Source organism: Streptomyces venezuelae, from assembly GCF_008642275.1.
Lineage (GTDB): Bacteria > Actinomycetota > Actinomycetes > Streptomycetales > Streptomycetaceae > Streptomyces > Streptomyces venezuelae_E.
In genome coordinates, this window is the sequence record NZ_CP029189.1 from 2367579 (window position 1) to 2383520 (window position 15942).

Below are 15942 nucleotides of genomic sequence, written 5' to 3' on the forward strand. Positions count from 1 at the left end.
CCCCGTACCCCGGAAAGCCGCCGGAGCCTCCCGGGCCTCCCGGGCCTCCCGAGTCTGCCTAGCGCTTGCGCGAGAGCGTCAGGCCGTCCGAGATCGCGAGCAGGACGGATTCCATGCGCGGGTCCGCCGACACGTGGTCGTTGAAGGCGCGGACTCCGGCCGCCGCGCCCATGGCCGACTCGTCGAGGACCGTGCCGTGGTACAGCGTGTTGTCGGTGACGATCAGCCCGCCGGTACGCAGTCGCGGCACGAGCTCCTCCCAGTAGGAGATCTGGCTCTGCTTGTCCGCGTCCACGTAGGCCATGTCGATGTGCGGTTCGGCCGGCATCGCGCGCAGGGTCTCCAGCGCGGGCGCGATGCGCAGGTCGATGCGGTCGGCGACGCCCGCGTCCTCCCAGGCCTGCCGGCCGTAGCGCGTCCACTCCTCCGAGACGTCGCAGGCGATGAGGCGGCCGTCGGCGGGCAGTGCCTGGGCCATCGACAGGGCCGAGAAGCCCGTGAAGGTGCCGACCTCCACGATGTGGCGGGCGCCCGTCAGCCGCACCAGGAAGGCCAGCAGCGGCCCCTGCTCCTCTGCCGACTGCATCCCGGCCACGTCCGGGAACTTGGTGTACGTCGTCGCCACCAGGCCCCGCTGGACCCGGTCCAGCGGGGGGTTGTGGTCGAGCATGTACCGGTACAGCTCGTCCGTGATCTTGGTGCTGTTGCCCTTGGTCATGCGTCCAGTCTGCCCAGTCGGGCGGCCTCCCGGGCGAATGCGCGCACGATTTCCTCGCCCGCCAGGACACCCGCCGCAGCCAGTGCGGTCACCGTCGGCGCCGTCCAGGCCGCGTCGGCCAGTTCGCCGTGGCCCGGGCGCCAGGCCGCGTCCGCCGCCAGCAGCAGGTCCGCGTCCAGCAGGGAGTCGCCGGCCGCGAGGGTGGTGGAGGCTCCCGTACGGCGGGCGACCTCGCGCATCGCGGCGCTCTTGGTGAGCGGGCGCGGGACCGCGTAGATCTTCCGGCCCTGGAGGGAGACCGTCCAGCCGCGGTCCTCGGCCCACCGGGTCAGGGACTTGAGCCATTCGTCCGGGACCAGGGCCCGCTCGACGACGAGGTACGTGAAGAGGTCCTCCGCCAGGCGCGCCTTGCGCAGCCACGCCGGGTCGGCGGTGGCCAGCAGGTGCTGGTGCACCTCCTCCAGGGGTGCGCACTCCTCCGCCAGGCGCGCCGCGACCTGCCTCCGCCAGTCCCGGTCCGGGACCCCGTCGACGAGCAGCTGCCCGCCGTTGGCGCAGATGGCGTACGGGGCCGGGCGGCCGGGGAAGCGGATGCGCTGGTACTGCTTGCGGGTCCGGGTGGTGGTGGGGACGAAGACCACCGAAGGATCGGCCGTCAGCTCCGCCAGCAGTCCCGCCGCCGTCTCCGTCATGTAGGACAGCGGCTTGCTCTCGTGGACCTCGACGCACAGCAGCCGGGGGGCGGCCGGGTCGGGCATGGTCAGGCCGAGGGCGGCCGCCGAGTAGATGAGCGTACGGTCGAGATCACTGGCTACGAGGACAGTCACTTCGAGGCCACAGCCTTTCCGTCGGCGCCGGTGGCACCGCGCGTGTATCGGGGGTGGATGAGTCCTACGCACGTGTAGGGCAGCCCGTCGACTTCTTCCACCGGGACGCCGCGCTGCTCGGCGAGCAGCCGTACGTGGTCCAGGTCGGCCCCGGCGCCGCGCTGCGCCAGGATCTTCCACGGCACCCGGCGCAGCAGGACACGGGTGGTCTCGCCGACGCCGGGCTTGACGAGGTTCACGTCGTGGATGCCGTACTCCTCGCTGATCCGCTCGACCGCGGCCCAGCCCTCCCAGGTGGGGGTGCGGTCGGCGGCGAGGAGTTCCTTGACCTCCTCGCCGACGGCGTCGGCCACCTCGTCGAAGTGGGCGGCGACGGTGTCGACGAACGCGACGGAGACGTCGGCTCCGGCGAGCTCGCGGTAGAACTTCGCGCCGTGGAAGTCGGCGGGACCGACGAGGTCGGACCTCAGAACCGTACGCGAGACGAGACCGGAGACGGTGGAGTTGAGACAGGCGGAGGGGATCAGGAAGTCCTCCCGGGTGCCGTAGGTGTCCACGCAGGAGCCCGGGTCGGCGAGGACGACGATCTCCGGGTTGAAGCCCTCGAACTCGGCGAGGGCGTCTCGCAGCTCGCGGGTGATGGCACCCTTGCCGGTCCAGCCGTCGACGAAGACGACGTCGGCCGGGTCGTGGTGGGCGGCCAGCCAGCGCAGGGCGTTGGCGTCGATGCCGCGGCCGCGCACGATGGAGACGGCGTAGTGCGGCAGGTCCAGGCCGTGGCGGGCGCGGGCCCAGCGGCGCATCAGTACGCCCACGGGGGTGCCGGCGCGGGCCAGGGAGACCAGGACCGGGGACGGGGAGCGCTCGGCGAGGACGGTCTCGGTGACCGTGCCGACGGCCCGGGCCACGCGGACGGCGGAGGCGGCCAGCGCGCTGCCGTACAGCTCCTGGTACTGGGGGGACGGCTGGTACTCGACGGGCAGGGACTCGGCGTAGTGCGCGCCGCCGGCCTGTATCGCCTCCTCGCGTTCCTCCGTCGGCGCCTCCAGCTCGACGTCGGAGAAGTCCTGGAGCAGCCAGCCGACGTCCTCGGGGGCGTACGAGGAGAAGGCGGGTCCGCGCAGGGGCGCGCCCAGGGCCTCGCGCAGCGGCCCGCCCGAAGGCTCACGCAGGGTCGGCTCGGTGAGCGGATCGGTCAGCGGCTCGATGAGTGGATCGGTCAGCGGCTCGGTGGGCTCGGTCATGATCGGCTTCGGCTCCCGCCGGTCGGGTGTGTAGGACGGGACGACGGCCAGCACCAGGTGGCCGGTGTGCGGGGCGAGGGCCGCCAGCAGTCCCGCGTGCAGCTCGGGGGTGTCCCCGGCCGAGTCCACGACGGCGACGACGGCGTCGAAGCCGGCGCCGTCCGTGCGGTGGACGTTGTAGGCGTAGCGGTTGCCGGGGCCGTCGGCCGGGGCGTCGTGGGCCGGGAAGACCAGCCGGGTGCGGATGGCGTAGCCGGGGTCGTCGACGGCGAGCACGGGCGAGCGGGTGGTGGTCGAGAAGCGGACCTCGCGGGCCGCTCCCGCCTCCTCCAGGGCCTTGGCGAGGCGCAGCGGGGCGTACATCAGCTCCTCGTTGCCGAGTACGAGGACTCGCCCGGGCCGGTCGCCGAGCGCGGCCGTGAGCTGCCCGGCCATCGCGGGCAGGGCCGCCTCCAGCGCGGCGCGGTGGGCGGTGGTGAAGCCGTGCCGGCCGCCGTCGGGGACGCCGGCGGGCCAGTCGAGCGCGACGCGTGTGACCGGCGCCGGGCCGTCCGCCGGGGCTGCGCCCGGGATCCGGGTGGGCGCGGCCGCGGGCTGGACGGGCCGGTCCTCGTGTTCTTCCACCAGGGCCTGGCCGCGTTCCAGTACCCCCTCGGGGAGGGACACGGTTCCCGAGGCGAGGGCGATGAGGTCCACGCGGGCGCCCAGCTCGGCGGCGAAGGCGGTGAGCCGGTCGCGGTCGGCAGGCGAGCGCATGTCGACGAGGGCGACGACGACGTAGTGCGAGCGGGGGTGGCGGGCGTGCAGGTCGCGGATGGTGTTCAGGACCGTGTTGCCGGTGGAGAACTCGTCGTCGACCAGGACCAGGGGCCCGCTGCCGGCGAGCAGCAGCGGGTCCTCGGGCAGCAGCAGGTGCGAGGTGGCGTGCGAGTGCGCCTCTTCGAAGCCGCCGGCCGCCCGGACGCCCGGCACGGGCCGGCGGGTGGAGTGCAGGTAGGGGGCGAGGCCGAGGCCGTCCGCCACGCAGTGGCCGAGGCCGGTCGCGGTCTCGGCGTAGCCGAGGACCACGGCGGCCGCGGCCCCGTCCTCGCCGAGGAGGGCGCGGACGCGTTCGCCGAGGCCGAAACCGGCGGCGTGGACGACCGCCGGGGACTGCGGGACGTGCTTGCCGAGGACCTGCGAGACCAGCAGGTGGGCGCGCTTGGGGTTGCGCCGCAGGGCCAGTCCGAGCAGCTCGGTCAGCGGCGGGCCGTCACCGGAGTCCGCCAGGCCCACGCCCAGCCGGTCCGCGACCCAGGTTCCCGACCACACCTCTTCGATCGTCTTGCCTTTCCTCGTGGTCTTCATTGTCCGTGCCGGTGCGGGCGTCCGCGCGGGCGTGCTCACACCTGGAGCCCGGCCGTGAGCAGGTCGACGAAGCCGACCTCCTCCTTGGCCACACCGAAGACCTCGGCGCGCAGCATGGTGCGCTCCGCCCAGGCCCGGTGGGGCTTCACCTCGTTCATCTTGTTCGTGTAGGCGCTGCGCATCACTCCGCCGCCGCCGCGCTCGGGCCGCAGGATGTCCTGCGCGTCGCAGAACTCCTCGTGCGAGACCACCGACAGCGCGTGCACGGGCGTGACGTGGGCGGGGTGGATGCAGGTCTTGCCGAGCAGTCCGTTGGCCCGGTCCAGCTCGATCTCGCGCAGCAGTCCGTCCAGGTCGTGCTCGATCAGGGCGGTGCGCAGTTCCTCCACGCCCTCCTCCAGGAAGGGGCTGCGGCGCAGCTGCGGCTTGAAGAGGCGCTGCTGGCTGCGGAAGTACTCCCAGACGGGGCCGGTCACCGTGAAGCCGGTGCCGTCGGCGCGGCTGAGGACGTTGACGACGTCCGCGATGACGCCGGCCACGATCTGGACGTCGTAGGCGGTCATGTCGGGGGTGCGCCGCAGTCCGTAGGCGGAGCAGAAGTCGGTCACGCCGAGCCGCAGTGCGAGGACGCGCTCGCGGTGGCTGTTGACCGTGCGGGAGATGCCGGCGAGGGCCAGGGCGCGGGTTTCGAGGTGGAGGAGGTCCGGGGTCTCCAGGACCGGCATGGCGTACAGGCGGGGCAGCCCGGCGACCGCCTCGGCCTCGGCGACGGCTTCGAGGAAGGCGATTCCGCGCCTCTCGTCGAACTTGGGGAGTACGAATCCGGCCAGGCGCCGCACGGAGCTGCCCAGCCGGCGCACCAGGTCGGGTATCTGCTCGGGCGTGCGGACGCGGATGAAGAGCAGCGGGAGCTCTCCGCCGTCGTCGTCGAGCTCGGAGAAGTGCCGGACGAGGTTCTCCTCGGCTCCGGTGACGTCGCCGTCGCTGATGGAATCCTCCAGGCAGAGGACCATCGAGACGACTCCGCGGCCGGCCTGCTTGCGGACGTCGGCCGCGAGCGTGGGCCGGGTGGCCGGGCTGTAGAGGGTGGCTCCCAGGGCCGCCGCGAGGACGCGCGAGGGCGAGGCTCCGGTGAATTCCGCCGGTTCCTGGTGGAAGAGGTCCTTACGGACGGTGGGCGTTATGTGCCCAAAGTGACGCATGTGCTTCCCCCGTACTGCCTCGGCGGCCCAACTGGCATGGCCGGTAATAGTACGTACGAACGTGAGTCAAGAGTTCCTCAAGCACATGAAGTTCAGGTAACCCTCTTGCACCATGCCCAGGTCTCGCGTTCGAGACAAGGCCCTACGGGGGGCCGCATTGTCCCTGTCCACCCCGGGAGGGCAGGATGACGTGCATGACGCACGCGATGCAGAAGGGCTCGAACATCCCGGTGGCCGCCGTGGCGGTCCGGGCGGTGCTGCGCTGGACCGGCGGCCCCGAGGTGCCGGACGTGGACGCCTCGGCGCTGCTCGTCGGCCCGGACGGCCGGGTGCGTTCGGACGAGGACTTCGTCTTCTACAACCAGCCCCGGCACCCCTCGGGGGCCGTCTGGCGGCTCGGCAAGAAGCAGATCGGTGACGCGATCACCGACGCCGTCCAGGCGGACCTGCGCACGGTGACGCCCACGGTGGACCGGATCCTGGTGGTCGCCTCCGCCGAGGACGTGCCGTTCCGCCGGGTCGGTGACCTGCGGATCCTCCTCTACGACGCCACCGCGACCGGGAGCTCCGAACCGCTGGCCTACTTCGACGTACGGCCCGAGACCGGTGCCGAGACGGCGCTGATCTGCGGGGAGCTGTACCGGCGGGGCGAGGGGTGGAAGTTCCGGGCGCTCGGCGAGGGCTACTCCGACGGGCTGGTCGGGCTCGCGACCGACCACGGGATCTCGGTGGACGAGAACGCCGCGGAGTCCGGGGCGGCCGCCGCGGCCGACCCCGCCGCTGCTCCCGGAGACGGGCCCGCTTCCGAGCAGACGGCGATGATGGCCCCGCCCACCCAGGCCCCGCCGCCGATCCAGCCCGCCTACGGGTACCCGCAGCCGGTGTCCCCGGCGCCGGTGCCGGGTCCGGGAGGCGATCCGTCCTTCCGGCTGCCGGTGCAGGGCCCGCAGTTCATCCGCCGCTGACGTCGCGCGCACGGCTCACGCGGCTCACGCGGCACGCACGGCTCACGCGGCTCACGCCGCTGACGCAGCTCACACGGCCACGCGGCTCGTGCCCGGGCCCCGCGGACGGACACCCGTCCCCGGGGCCCCGGGTCAGCTCTTGGTGCTCTTGTAGCCCCGCCCCCACTGGAGCCCCCAGCCGTACAGCCGGTCCAGCTCGGCCTGGAACCCGTACACGAACTTCACCTCGCGCCGCACCACGAGCTCGCCCTTCACCTTCTCCAGGGAGACGACCGCGCAGGAGCGGGCCTGCGGGTGCCGCTCGTCCAGCGGGATCTCGATCCGCGGCCCCGTGACGGGGTAGAGGGTCACCATGGCGTGCGTCCGGTCGAAGGCCGGGGTCTGGTCGTAGATGTACACGAAGACCAGCAGCCGCTTGATCTCGTCGGCGTGGTCGAGGTTGACGTAGAGGGTCTCCCCCGACGCCGAACCGAACCGGTCGTCCCCGCTGAGCTTCACGTACGGCGGGTCGTTGAGGTCGCCCAGCAGGTTCCCCAGCGGCTGCACGGCGCCGCGGGTGCCGTCCGTCAGCTCGTACAGGCAGCCCATGTCGAGGTCGACGTTGACCATGCCCTGGGTGTGCGCCTGCACCATGTCCGGCTTGAACAGCTTGAACGGGTGCCGGAAGAGCTGGCCGCTCTGGCCGGCGCGGCCCCCGATGTCGGAGGTCCGCATGCGCCAGGACAGGTTCACGCGCAGATTGCCGTGGACGGCCCCCTGTTTGGTGAGCGACACCGTCGCATGCCGTTTGTTCAGCTCGATCGCGTTCGACGAGGCACTGCCCGACTGGAACTGCACGGCCCGGCTGCCCATGATGCCGTCGAAGAAGCCCATCCCCTACCCCCTGGTCCCCTGATCCCCTGAAACGCCCTGAGCCTACGGAAACGGGGCGGCCCGCCGGGTCCGTGGACCCGGTGGACCGCCCCGCAGATGGAGCGTTCCGCATTACCGCCGCGGTCATGCCTCGGCGGGGGAACCCTCCAGTTCCAGGCGCTTGTTGCGGCGCACGGAGGACCAGAAGGACCATCCGATGAGCACCACGCCGATGAGACCGGTGATGATCTCGTTGATCTCGTACTGGATGGTGACGAGGAGGATCACGGCGAGCGCGCCGATGGCGTAGTGCGCGCCGTGCTCCAGGTAGACGTAGTCGTCGAGGGTGCCCTGGCGGACCAGGTAGACCGTCAGCGAACGGACGTACATGGCACCGATGCCGAGGCCGAGGGCCATGAGCACGATGTCGTTGGTGATGGCGAAGGCGCCGATGACCCCGTCGAAGGAGAAGGAGGCGTCGAGGACTTCGAGGTAGAGGAACATGAAGAAGGCGGCCTTGCCGGCCATGGCGACGGCCGTGACGGGCTTGCCGCTCCGCTTGGCCTCCTCCTCGGCCTCGTGCTCGGCCTCCTCCTCTTCCTCCAGCTTGTTCTCGAAGTAGCCGGAGAGGCCGCCGACGATCATGTAGGTGATCAGGCCGAGGACGCCGGAGATCAGGACGGTCTGCGCCTTGTCCACGTGGATGCCACCGTGCTGGTGGGCGTTGGCGCCGACGGTCATGGAGGCGATGACCAGGATGATCAGCGCGATGCAGGCGGACAGCATGTCGATCTTGCCGAGCTTGGCGAGCGGGCGCTCCAGCCAGGCGAGCCACTTGATGTCACGGTCCTCGAAGATGAAGTCGAGGAAGATCATCAGAAGGAACATGCCACCGAAGGCAGCGATGGACGGATGGGCGTCCGTCACGAGCTGCTCGTACATGTCCTTGTCGGAAAGAGCCAGGTCGACGGCCTCGATGGGGCCGATCTTGGCGCTGATCGCGACGATCACGACGGGGAAGACCAGTCGCATACCGAAGACCGCGATGAGGACGCCGATGGTGAGGAAGATCTTCTGCCAGAAGGCGTTCATCTTCTTCAGGATTCCGGCGTTGACCACCGCGTTGTCGAAAGACAGCGAGATCTCCAGGACCGACAGGATCGCGACGATACCGAAGGCCTGCCACCCCCCGTAGAACACCGCTGCGACCAGACCGAGCGCAGTGATTGCGAACGACCAGCCGAAGGTTTTGAGAACCACTGGCACCCCATCGTCTTGTACGGCTTTACGAAACGTTGACCCCGAAGTCTAGAGCGATGCCTCGGAGCCCCGACGCGTACCCCTGCCCCACCGCACGGAACTTCCATTCGCCCCCGTACCGGTAGACCTCGCCGAAGATCATCGCGGTTTCGCTGGACGCGTCCTCGGAGAGGTCGTAGCGGGCCAGCTCCTGGCCGTCGGCCTGGTTCACCACGCGGATGAAGGCATTGCTGACCTGGCCGAAGCTCTGCCGGCGGGAGTCCGCGTCATGGATGGAGACCGGGAAGACGATCTTGTCCACGGCGGCCGGCACCTTGGTGAGGTCGATGATGATCGACTCGTCGTCGCCTTCACCCTCGCCGGTGAGGTTGTCCCCGGTGTGTTCGACGGAGCCGTCGGGGCTCTTCAGGTTGTTGTAGAAGACGAAGTACTCGTCCCCCAGCACCCGGCCGCCGCTGCAGAGCAGCGCGCTGGCGTCGAGGTCGAAGTCGGCTCCCGTGGTCGAGCGCGCGTCCCATCCGAGACCGATCAGAACCCTGGTGAGGTTCGGTGCGGCCTTGGAGAGGGAGACATTGCCCCCCTTGGCGAGTGTGACGCCCATGTTGTGGTCCTCCCCGGACGACGGTGTGACGGTACGGCGATGTGCCGGTGTGGCCGGTGTTGCGGGTGTGGCAGGTCCTGCTGCGTTGCCGGTGGTGCGGTGTGCGCCCGCGGTGGTGTCCGCAGGGGTAAAGCCGGTCCGGCGCCGTACACACAGTGCACGGCGCCGGACGGACGGACTGCTCTCGGGCTCAGACGTTGACGCCGAAGTCCTGCGCGATGCCGCGCAGGCCCGATGCGTAACCCTGGCCGATGGCCCGGAACTTCCACTCCGCGCCGTTGCGGTACAGCTCGCCGAAGACCATCGCGGTCTCGGTCGAGGCGTCCTCGGAGAGGTCGTAACGCGCGAGCTCGGTGTTGTCGGCCTGGTTCACCACGCGGATGTACGCGTTGCGGACCTGGCCGAAGCTCTGCTGGCGGCTCTCGGCCTCGTAGATCGAGACCGGGAAGACGATCTTGGCGACGTCGGCCGGAACGCCGGCCAGGTTGACCTTGATGGCCTCGTCGTCGCCCTCGCCCTCACCGGTGGTGTTGTCACCGGTGTGCTCGACCGAGCCGTCGGGGCTCTTCAGGTTGTTGAAGAAGACGAAGTTCGCGTCGCTGGTGACCTTGCCCTGGTCGCTGGTCAGGATCGCGCTGGCGTCGAGGTCGAAGTCGACACCGGTGGTGGTGCGAGCATCCCAGCCCAGACCGACGATGACCGCCGTCAGGTTAGGCGCGGCCTTGGTCAGCGAGACGTTGCCGCCCTTGCTGAGGCTGACTCCCACGGGTCCTCCATTGGGTTCTGTGTGTGGGGCGGTGCCCCGTCGTTCAGGAGCCCTCCCGGCCGTGACCGGGGGAGCTACCGGATCAACGTTTCGATCCTAGTGACGGGTTCCCGCCTGTAGGCGGTTTTCGCAGGGGAAATGCGTGTACGGCCCGCTCGGGCACGCTCAGAGACTGTCGAGTGCCTTGATGTACTCGTTCAGGTCACGCGCGTCGGGCAGTCCGTTGACGACAGTCCAGCGCACGACGCCGTCCTTGTCGATGACGAAGGTGCCGCGGACCGCGCATCCCTTGTCCTCGTCGAAGACGCCGTAGGCGCGGGAGGTCTGCCCGTGCGGCCAGAAGTCCGACAGCAGCGGGTACTCCAGACCCTCCTGCTCCCCGAAGACCCGCAGGGTGGGCACGGAGTCGTTGGAGACGGCCAGGAGCTGCACGTCGTCGTTCTGGAAGCGCGGGAGCTGGTCGCGCAGCTCGCACAGCTCGCCGGTGCAGACGCCGGTGAAGGCGAACGGGTAGAAGAGCAGCACCACTGCCTTCTCGCCCCGGAAGTCGGAGAGCCGCACGGTGGCGCCGTGGTTGTCCTTGAGCTCGAAGTCCGGGGCCTTGTCGCCGACCTCGATCGCCATCTCTCGCATCCCTTCGTTCCCGCATCCCCGCGTTGGGCTGTTCGGGTGAGTCACAGACTAGGCCCTGGACGTGGGCGGAGCGTGGAACGCACACACCCCGCGGACCGGGGTCACCTGGTCGGCGGGGTGTGGAAGCGTGTCCGCTGTGCAGCGGGCGCGGCTCAGCGCTTGGACTTGGCGGCGGTCTTCGGCGTCACCAGCTTGGTGGAAGTCCACTCCTTGCCGATGGCCAGTCCCTTGGCCAGCGAGAGGCCGGCCGTCTCGGCGGCCTCGCTGATGTCGCTGGCCTCGACGTAGCCGTCACGGCCCGTCTTGGGGGTCAGCAGCAGGATCAGTGCGCCGTCCTCGACCAGCTCGGTCGCATCGACCAGGGCGTCCGTCAGATCGCCGTCCTCGTCGCGGAACCACAACAGCACCGCGTCGGCGCCCTCGTCGTAGTCCTCATCGGCGAGCTCGCTGACGAGCTTCTCGACGGCGTCACGGAACTCCTGATCGACGTCGTCGTCGTAGCCGATCTCCTGGACCACCTGTTCGGACTGGAAACCCAGCCGGGCGGCCAGGCTCTCCGCGTGGTCCGCGGTCGCGCTCACGGGGTGCCTCCTGCTCATGTTCGGTGAATGTCTTCGGCGGCGCGCGTACGCGCAGCATTGGGCGTAGTCCACACGGGCGCGGCGGATCGCGCAAGTACCCGGCCGCCGAGACCGTCGAAACGGTGACGATTGCGGCCGTCTCGCCGCAACTTTCAGCCTTCCCGTGTGCACCTCTCGTGATTCATCCCACACCATTCCAGCTCATTCGGCATCATCGTCGACGCTTGATGACTTTCCTACCTGTTTGAGGGACGAACGGTCTCCCGGAGTCGATGTCCGGCTTGGGCATAAGGTTACGTTTTGGCTGGACTCGCCACGGATCCCCGTCGACCCTTCCCTCCCGGGTTCCCCGCGGTTTCCGGGGATTACCCGGTGGTAAAGATGAAGATTTCGGCCCAGCGTAAGAGCATGGGAGGCGGCGCCCCCCAGTGACGGCCTCAGCACGACTCCCCCGACAGCGAAGGAACAGCGTGGCTTCCGCATCCGATCGCAATCCGATCATCATTGGCGGCCTGCCGAGTCAGGTCCCGGACTTCGATCCGGAGGAGACGCAGGAGTGGCTCGACTCCCTCGACGCCGCGGTCGACGAGCGGGGCCGTGAACGGGCCCGCTACCTCATGCTGCGGCTGATCGAGCGCGCGCGCGAGAAGCGCGTGGCGGTGCCGGAGATGCGCAGCACGGACTACGTCAACACGATCGCCACCCGGGACGAGCCCTTCTTCCCCGGCAACGAGGAGATCGAGCGCAAGGTCCTCAACGCCACCCGGTGGAACGCGGCCGTCATGGTCTCGCGCGCCCAGCGTCCCGGCATCGGCGTCGGCGGCCACATCGCCACGTTCGCCTCCTCCGCCTCCCTCTACGACGTGGGCTTCAACCACTTCTTCCGGGGCAAGGACGAGGGCGACGGCGGCGACCAGATCTTCTTCCAGGGCCACGCCTCCCCCGGCATCTACGCCCGCGCCTACCTCCTGGACCGGCTCACCGAGCAGCAGCTCGACTCCTTCCGCCAGGAGAAGTCGAAGGCCCCGTACGGCCTTTCGAGCTACCCGCACCCGCGGCTGATGCCGGACTTCTGGGAGTTCCCGACCGTCTCGATGGGCCTCGGTCCGCTCGGTGCGATCTACCAGGCGCGGATGAACCGCTACATGGAGGCGCGCGGTATCGCGGACACCTCCAAGTCCCACGTTTGGGCGTATCTCGGCGACGGCGAGATGGACGAGCCGGAGTCGCTGGGCCAGCTGTCGATCGCGGCCCGGGAGGGTCTGGACAACCTGACCTTCGTCGTCAACTGCAACCTGCAGCGTCTCGACGGCCCGGTGCGCGGCAACGGCAAGATCATCCAGGAGCTGGAGTCGATCTTCCGTGGCGCGGGCTGGAACGTCATCAAGCTGATCTGGGACCGCTCCTGGGACCCGCTGCTGGCCCAGGACCGGGACGGCATCCTCGTCAACAAGATGAACTCCACGCCCGACGGGCAGTTCCAGACGTACGCCACCGAGTCGGGCGCGTACATCCGCGAGCACTTCTTCGGCGGCGACCAGCGGCTGCGCGCGATGGTCGAGAACATGTCCGACCAGCAGATCCAGCACCTGGGACGCGGTGGTCACGACCACAAGAAGGTCTACGCGGCGTACGCGGCGGCCAAGGCCCACAAGGGCCAGCCGACGGTGATCCTGGCCCAGACGGTCAAGGGCTGGACGCTCGGCCCGAACTTCGAGGGCCGCAACGCGACGCACCAGATGAAGAAGCTGACGGTCGACGACCTCAAGCGCTTCCGCGACCGTCTGCACATCCCGATCACGGACGCGCAGCTGGAGGGCGGGGCTCCGCCGTACTACCACCCGGGCCGCGATTCGCCCGAGATCCAGTACATGCACGACCAGCGCAGCGCCCACGGCGGCTACGTGCCGACGCGCGTGGTGCGCGCGCAGCCGCTGCAGCTGCCGGACGACAAGGCGTACGCGGCCGCCAAGAAGGGCTCCGGGCAGCAGTCGATCGCCACGACCATGGCCTTCGTCCGCATCCTGAAGGACCTGATGCGGGACAAGGAGATCGGCAAGCGCTTCGTGCTGATCGCGCCCGACGAGTACCGCACCTTCGGTATGGACGCGTTCTTCCCGAGCGCCAAGATCTACAACCCGCTGGGCCAGCAGTACGAGGCGGTCGACCGCGACCTGCTCCTCGCGTACAAGGAGTCCCCGACCGGTCAGATGCTGCACGACGGCATCTCGGAGGCGGGCTGCACTGCCTCGCTGATCGCCGCGGGTTCGGCGTACGCGACGCACGGCGAGCCGCTGATTCCGGTCTACGTCTTCTACTCGATGTTCGGTTTCCAGCGCACGGGTGACCAGTTCTGGCAGATGGCCGACCAGCTCGCGCGCGGTTTCGTCCTCGGCGCGACCGCCGGACGGACCACCCTCACGGGTGAGGGCCTCCAGCACGCCGACGGTCACTCCCAGCTGCTGGCGTCGACGAACCCGGGGTGCGTGGCGTACGACCCGGCCTACGGCTACGAGATCGCGCACATCGTCAAGGACGGTCTGCGGCGGATGTACGGCCCGGCGGCGGAGGACGTCTTCTACTACCTGACCGTCTACAACGAGCCGATCCAGCACCCGGCCGAGCCGGCGGACGTCGACGTGGACGGCATCCTCAAGGGCATCCACCGGGTGTCGCAGGGCACCGCGGGCACGGTCGGGGCGCAGCTGATGGCCTCGGGCGTGGCGGTGCCGTGGGCGCTGGAGGCGCAGCGGATCCTGGCGGCCGACTGGGGCGTCCGGGCGGACGTCTGGTCGGCGACCTCCTGGAACGAGCTGCGCCGCGAGGCGGTCGAGGTCGAGGAGCACAACCTGCTCCACCCGGAGGAGGAGCAGCGCGTCCCGTACGTGACGCGCAAGCTCTCGGGTGCGGAGGGGCCGTTCGTGGCGGTCTCGGACTGGATGCGGGCGGTGCCGGACCAGATCTCGCGGTGGGTGCCGGGCGCGTACACCTCGCTGGGCGCGGACGGCTTCGGCTTCGCGGACACCCGGGGCGCCGCTCGGCGTTTCTTCCACATCGACGCGCAGTCGGTGGTCCTGGCGACGCTCACCGAGCTCGCCCGGGCGGGGAAGATCGACCGCTCGGTGCTGAAGCAGGCGATCGACCGGTACCAGCTGCTGGACGTGACGGCGGCGGATCCGGGCGCGGCGGGCGGCGACGCGTAGCGCCTGCGGCGGGCTCGACGGATGAGCGGGGCGGGCGGGACGGCCGGGTTCTGCACCCGGCCGTCCCGCCCGCCCGCTCCGCCCGGCCACGGGCCGGGAACCCGGCGAGCGGGTTCCGGCTTCGGCCGGGGCCCGCTCCCCTTTATGGGTTCCTTACGATGCTCGGCATGAAGGAACCCTCCCGCCAGCTGTCGTGGGAGCGGCGGAGCCAGACCCCGCTGCTCCTGCTCGCCGTGGCTTTCGCCGTGGCGTACGCCGTGCCCATCGTCGCCCCCGACGCGCGTGCGGAGGTGCACCGGGCCTGCACCCACGTCGAATGGGTGGTGTGGGGTGCCTTCGCCGTCGACTACCTGGTCCGGCTGGTCCTCGCGGCGGACCGCAGGCACTTCGTCCGGACGCACTGGCTGGACCTGGCCGCCGTGGTGCTGCCGCTCGTACAGCCGCTGCGCCTGCTGCGGCTGGTCGCCACGCTGATGCTGGTGGGCCGGCGGGCCCGGATGGCCCCGCAGATCCAGCTGACGACGTACGTGGCCGGGGCCGTGGTGGGACTGCTGATGTTCGGCTCGCTGGCGGTGCTCAGCGTGGAACGGGACGCCCCCGACGGGAACATCAAGAACCTGGGCGACGCCGTGTGGTGGTCCTTCACCACGATGACGACGGTCGGGTACGGGGACCACTCGCCCACCACCGGCCTCGGCCGGGTCCTGGCCGTCGGCCTGATGCTGTCGGGGATCGCCCTGCTCGGTGTGGTGACCGCCAACATCGCCGCCTGGTTCATCTCCCGCTTCGAACGCGACGACCGGGCGGACATGCTGCAGCTGGCGGCCATCCGGGAACTGCAGGACGAGGTACGGGCGCTGCGCGGCGAGGTCGCCCGGCTGGGCGGCGGCACGGCCGCGGTCACCGCTGCGACCGTGGCCGTGGCCGTGACCGCGGCCGACCCGCCGAACGCCCCCGCGCAGCGGGAAGCTACCTCTCCCACACCTTGAACGCCCGTACCTGGTAGGGCGACTGGGGCAGCCAGACCCCGTCACCCGGATAGGTCTGGAACTCTCCCGTCTCCGCGCACTCGGCCGACTGGTAGGTGGTCACCGGGCGTCCGGTGCGGTTGGTCAGCGACTGGGCGCTGGTCCCGGCCGGCAGCGCGGTGCAGCTGTTGATGTCCAGGTTGCTGAGTTCGTGCGTCTGGCGCGCTCCCTTGAACTCCGGTTTCGCCCACAGGCACAGCTGCCCGGTCGCGCAGGCCCCGAGGGCCGGCGGGCCCGCGGCGTGCGCCGTGGTGGCCGTACTCGGGATGAGGGCCGTGAGGGCGAGGACGGTCGCGGCGAGGGTGGTCGTGGTGGCGCGGGTGATTCGACACGTACGCATGACAGGTCAACTCCTTGTGGACGGCGGGCGTCCGGACCGTTTCCGGTGCTCCGCCGACACCACGCTGACCTGCGGCGACGGGTCGGCGGAAGAGCGTCTGCACCGGTCCACCCTGATAGGCGACAGCCCGGCGGAACCCTCCCGCACGGCCTTCACACGTACGGAGTTGACGCCTCCGGAGGCCGCGGAGCGGCCGCGGGACGGCTGCGGACGACTCCGGACGGCTGCCGGGCGGCTGCGGACCGGGCCGGCGGCCGACCCGGCGGGCGGGGCCCGGGTCCCGCCGGGCCCGCACCCGAAGGTGTCATGCGCGAGCGCTCCCGCGGGCCGGCCGAGGACCTCGGACGGCACGTCGCAAACGGCTTAACGCAGCGG

Annotated in this window: 14 protein-coding genes; 3 read left to right on the forward strand and 11 right to left on the reverse strand. The window is 70.3% G+C overall.

All coding sequences use genetic code 11. The features are described from left to right. Positions 1–58: 58 nt before the first annotated feature. The 4 genes from DEJ51_RS10090 to DEJ51_RS10105 are packed head-to-tail and all read right to left on the reverse strand — an operon-like array spanning position 59 to position 5338. On the reverse strand, positions 59–718 hold the full coding sequence (locus DEJ51_RS10090; protein WP_150257294.1) for an O-methyltransferase: 660 nt from the start codon (positions 716–718) through the stop codon (positions 59–61). Next, positions 715–1545: an HAD family hydrolase gene (locus DEJ51_RS10095; protein WP_150257295.1), complete on the reverse strand. Its 831-nt coding sequence runs from the start codon at positions 1543–1545 to the stop codon at positions 715–717. The genes DEJ51_RS10090 and DEJ51_RS10095 overlap by 4 nt, the downstream gene beginning before the upstream one ends. Beyond that, the gene (locus DEJ51_RS10100; RefSeq protein ID WP_150257296.1) at positions 1542–4136 is read right to left on the reverse strand and encodes a phosphoribosyltransferase; all 2595 of its coding nucleotides are present in this window, start codon (positions 4134–4136) and stop codon (positions 1542–1544) included. The genes DEJ51_RS10095 and DEJ51_RS10100 overlap by 4 nt, the downstream gene beginning before the upstream one ends. 35 nt (positions 4137–4171) lie before the next feature. After that, complete coding sequence (locus DEJ51_RS10105; RefSeq protein ID WP_150257297.1) at positions 4172–5338, reverse strand: HpcH/HpaI aldolase/citrate lyase family protein; 1167 nt, start codon at positions 5336–5338, stop codon at positions 4172–4174. A gap of 194 nt (positions 5339–5532) precedes the next feature. On the opposite strand from DEJ51_RS10105, the gene DEJ51_RS10110 reads away from it, so the two are divergent. Further along, positions 5533–6303, forward strand: a complete 771-nt coding sequence (locus DEJ51_RS10110; RefSeq protein ID WP_150257298.1) for a TerD family protein — start codon at positions 5533–5535, stop codon at positions 6301–6303. 132 nt (positions 6304–6435) lie between these two features. On the opposite strand, the gene DEJ51_RS10115 is transcribed toward DEJ51_RS10110, so the two are convergent. The 6 genes from DEJ51_RS10115 to DEJ51_RS10140 form a co-directional block, all read right to left on the reverse strand. After that, positions 6436–7176 carry a Tellurium resistance gene (locus tag DEJ51_RS10115; protein WP_150257299.1) on the reverse strand — a complete coding sequence of 247 codons (741 nt, stop codon included), beginning with the start codon at positions 7174–7176 and terminating at the stop codon, positions 6436–6438. A gap of 123 nt (positions 7177–7299) precedes the next feature. Next, positions 7300–8415 (reverse strand): DUF475 domain-containing protein, encoded by a 1116-nt coding sequence (locus DEJ51_RS10120; RefSeq protein ID WP_150257300.1) that lies wholly within the window; start codon positions 8413–8415, stop codon positions 7300–7302. Positions 8416–8440: 25 nt separating this feature from the next. Continuing rightward, the gene (locus DEJ51_RS10125) at positions 8441–9016 is read right to left on the reverse strand and encodes a TerD family protein (RefSeq protein ID WP_150257301.1); all 576 of its coding nucleotides are present in this window, start codon (positions 9014–9016) and stop codon (positions 8441–8443) included. A gap of 190 nt (positions 9017–9206) precedes the next feature. After that, a complete protein-coding gene (locus tag DEJ51_RS10130; RefSeq protein WP_030009302.1) occupies positions 9207–9782 on the reverse strand; it encodes a TerD family protein in 576 nt (191 codons plus the stop codon). Positions 9783–9947: 165 nt separating this feature from the next. Further along, a complete protein-coding gene (locus tag DEJ51_RS10135) occupies positions 9948–10406 on the reverse strand; it encodes a peroxiredoxin (RefSeq protein ID WP_150257302.1) in 459 nt (152 codons plus the stop codon). 161 nt (positions 10407–10567) lie between these two features. Continuing rightward, entirely contained in the window at positions 10568–10996 is a 429-nt protein-coding gene (locus tag DEJ51_RS10140; protein WP_190620290.1) for a DUF3052 domain-containing protein, read from the reverse strand. Positions 10997–11466: 470 nt separating this feature from the next. Between DEJ51_RS10140 and aceE the strand changes: the two genes are divergently transcribed. Further along, the gene (aceE, locus tag DEJ51_RS10145) at positions 11467–14199 is read left to right on the forward strand and encodes a pyruvate dehydrogenase (acetyl-transferring), homodimeric type (protein ID WP_150257304.1); all 2733 of its coding nucleotides are present in this window, start codon (positions 11467–11469) and stop codon (positions 14197–14199) included. A gap of 167 nt (positions 14200–14366) precedes the next feature. After that, positions 14367–15188, forward strand: a complete 822-nt coding sequence (locus tag DEJ51_RS10150) for a potassium channel family protein (RefSeq protein WP_150257305.1) — start codon at positions 14367–14369, stop codon at positions 15186–15188. Here the strand turns inward: DEJ51_RS10150 and DEJ51_RS10155 are convergent. Then, entirely contained in the window at positions 15169–15567 is a 399-nt protein-coding gene (locus DEJ51_RS10155; RefSeq protein WP_150257306.1) for a peptidase inhibitor family I36 protein, read from the reverse strand. The genes DEJ51_RS10150 and DEJ51_RS10155 overlap by 20 nt on opposite strands. Positions 15568–15942 lie beyond the last annotated feature (375 nt).

Coding starts and splice junctions, on each gene's coding strand:
- DEJ51_RS10155 (WP_150257306.1), bottom strand. CDS start 15,567: ATGCGTACGTGTCGAATCACCCGCGCCACCACGACCACCCTCGCCGCG.
- DEJ51_RS10100 (WP_150257296.1), bottom strand. CDS start 4,136: ATGAAGACCACGAGGAAAGGCAAGACGATCGAAGAGGTGTGGTCGGGA.
- DEJ51_RS10105 (WP_150257297.1), bottom strand. CDS start 5,338: ATGCGTCACTTTGGGCACATAACGCCCACCGTCCGTAAGGACCTCTTC.
- DEJ51_RS10115 (WP_150257299.1), bottom strand. CDS start 7,176: ATGGGCTTCTTCGACGGCATCATGGGCAGCCGGGCCGTGCAGTTCCAG.
- DEJ51_RS10125 (WP_150257301.1), bottom strand. CDS start 9,016: ATGGGCGTCACACTCGCCAAGGGGGGCAATGTCTCCCTCTCCAAGGCC.
- DEJ51_RS10135 (WP_150257302.1), bottom strand. CDS start 10,406: ATGGCGATCGAGGTCGGCGACAAGGCCCCGGACTTCGAGCTCAAGGAC.
- DEJ51_RS10150 (WP_150257305.1), top strand. CDS start 14,367: ATGAAGGAACCCTCCCGCCAGCTGTCGTGGGAGCGGCGGAGCCAGACC.
- DEJ51_RS10090 (WP_150257294.1), bottom strand. CDS start 718: ATGACCAAGGGCAACAGCACCAAGATCACGGACGAGCTGTACCGGTAC.
- DEJ51_RS10110 (WP_150257298.1), top strand. CDS start 5,533: ATGACGCACGCGATGCAGAAGGGCTCGAACATCCCGGTGGCCGCCGTG.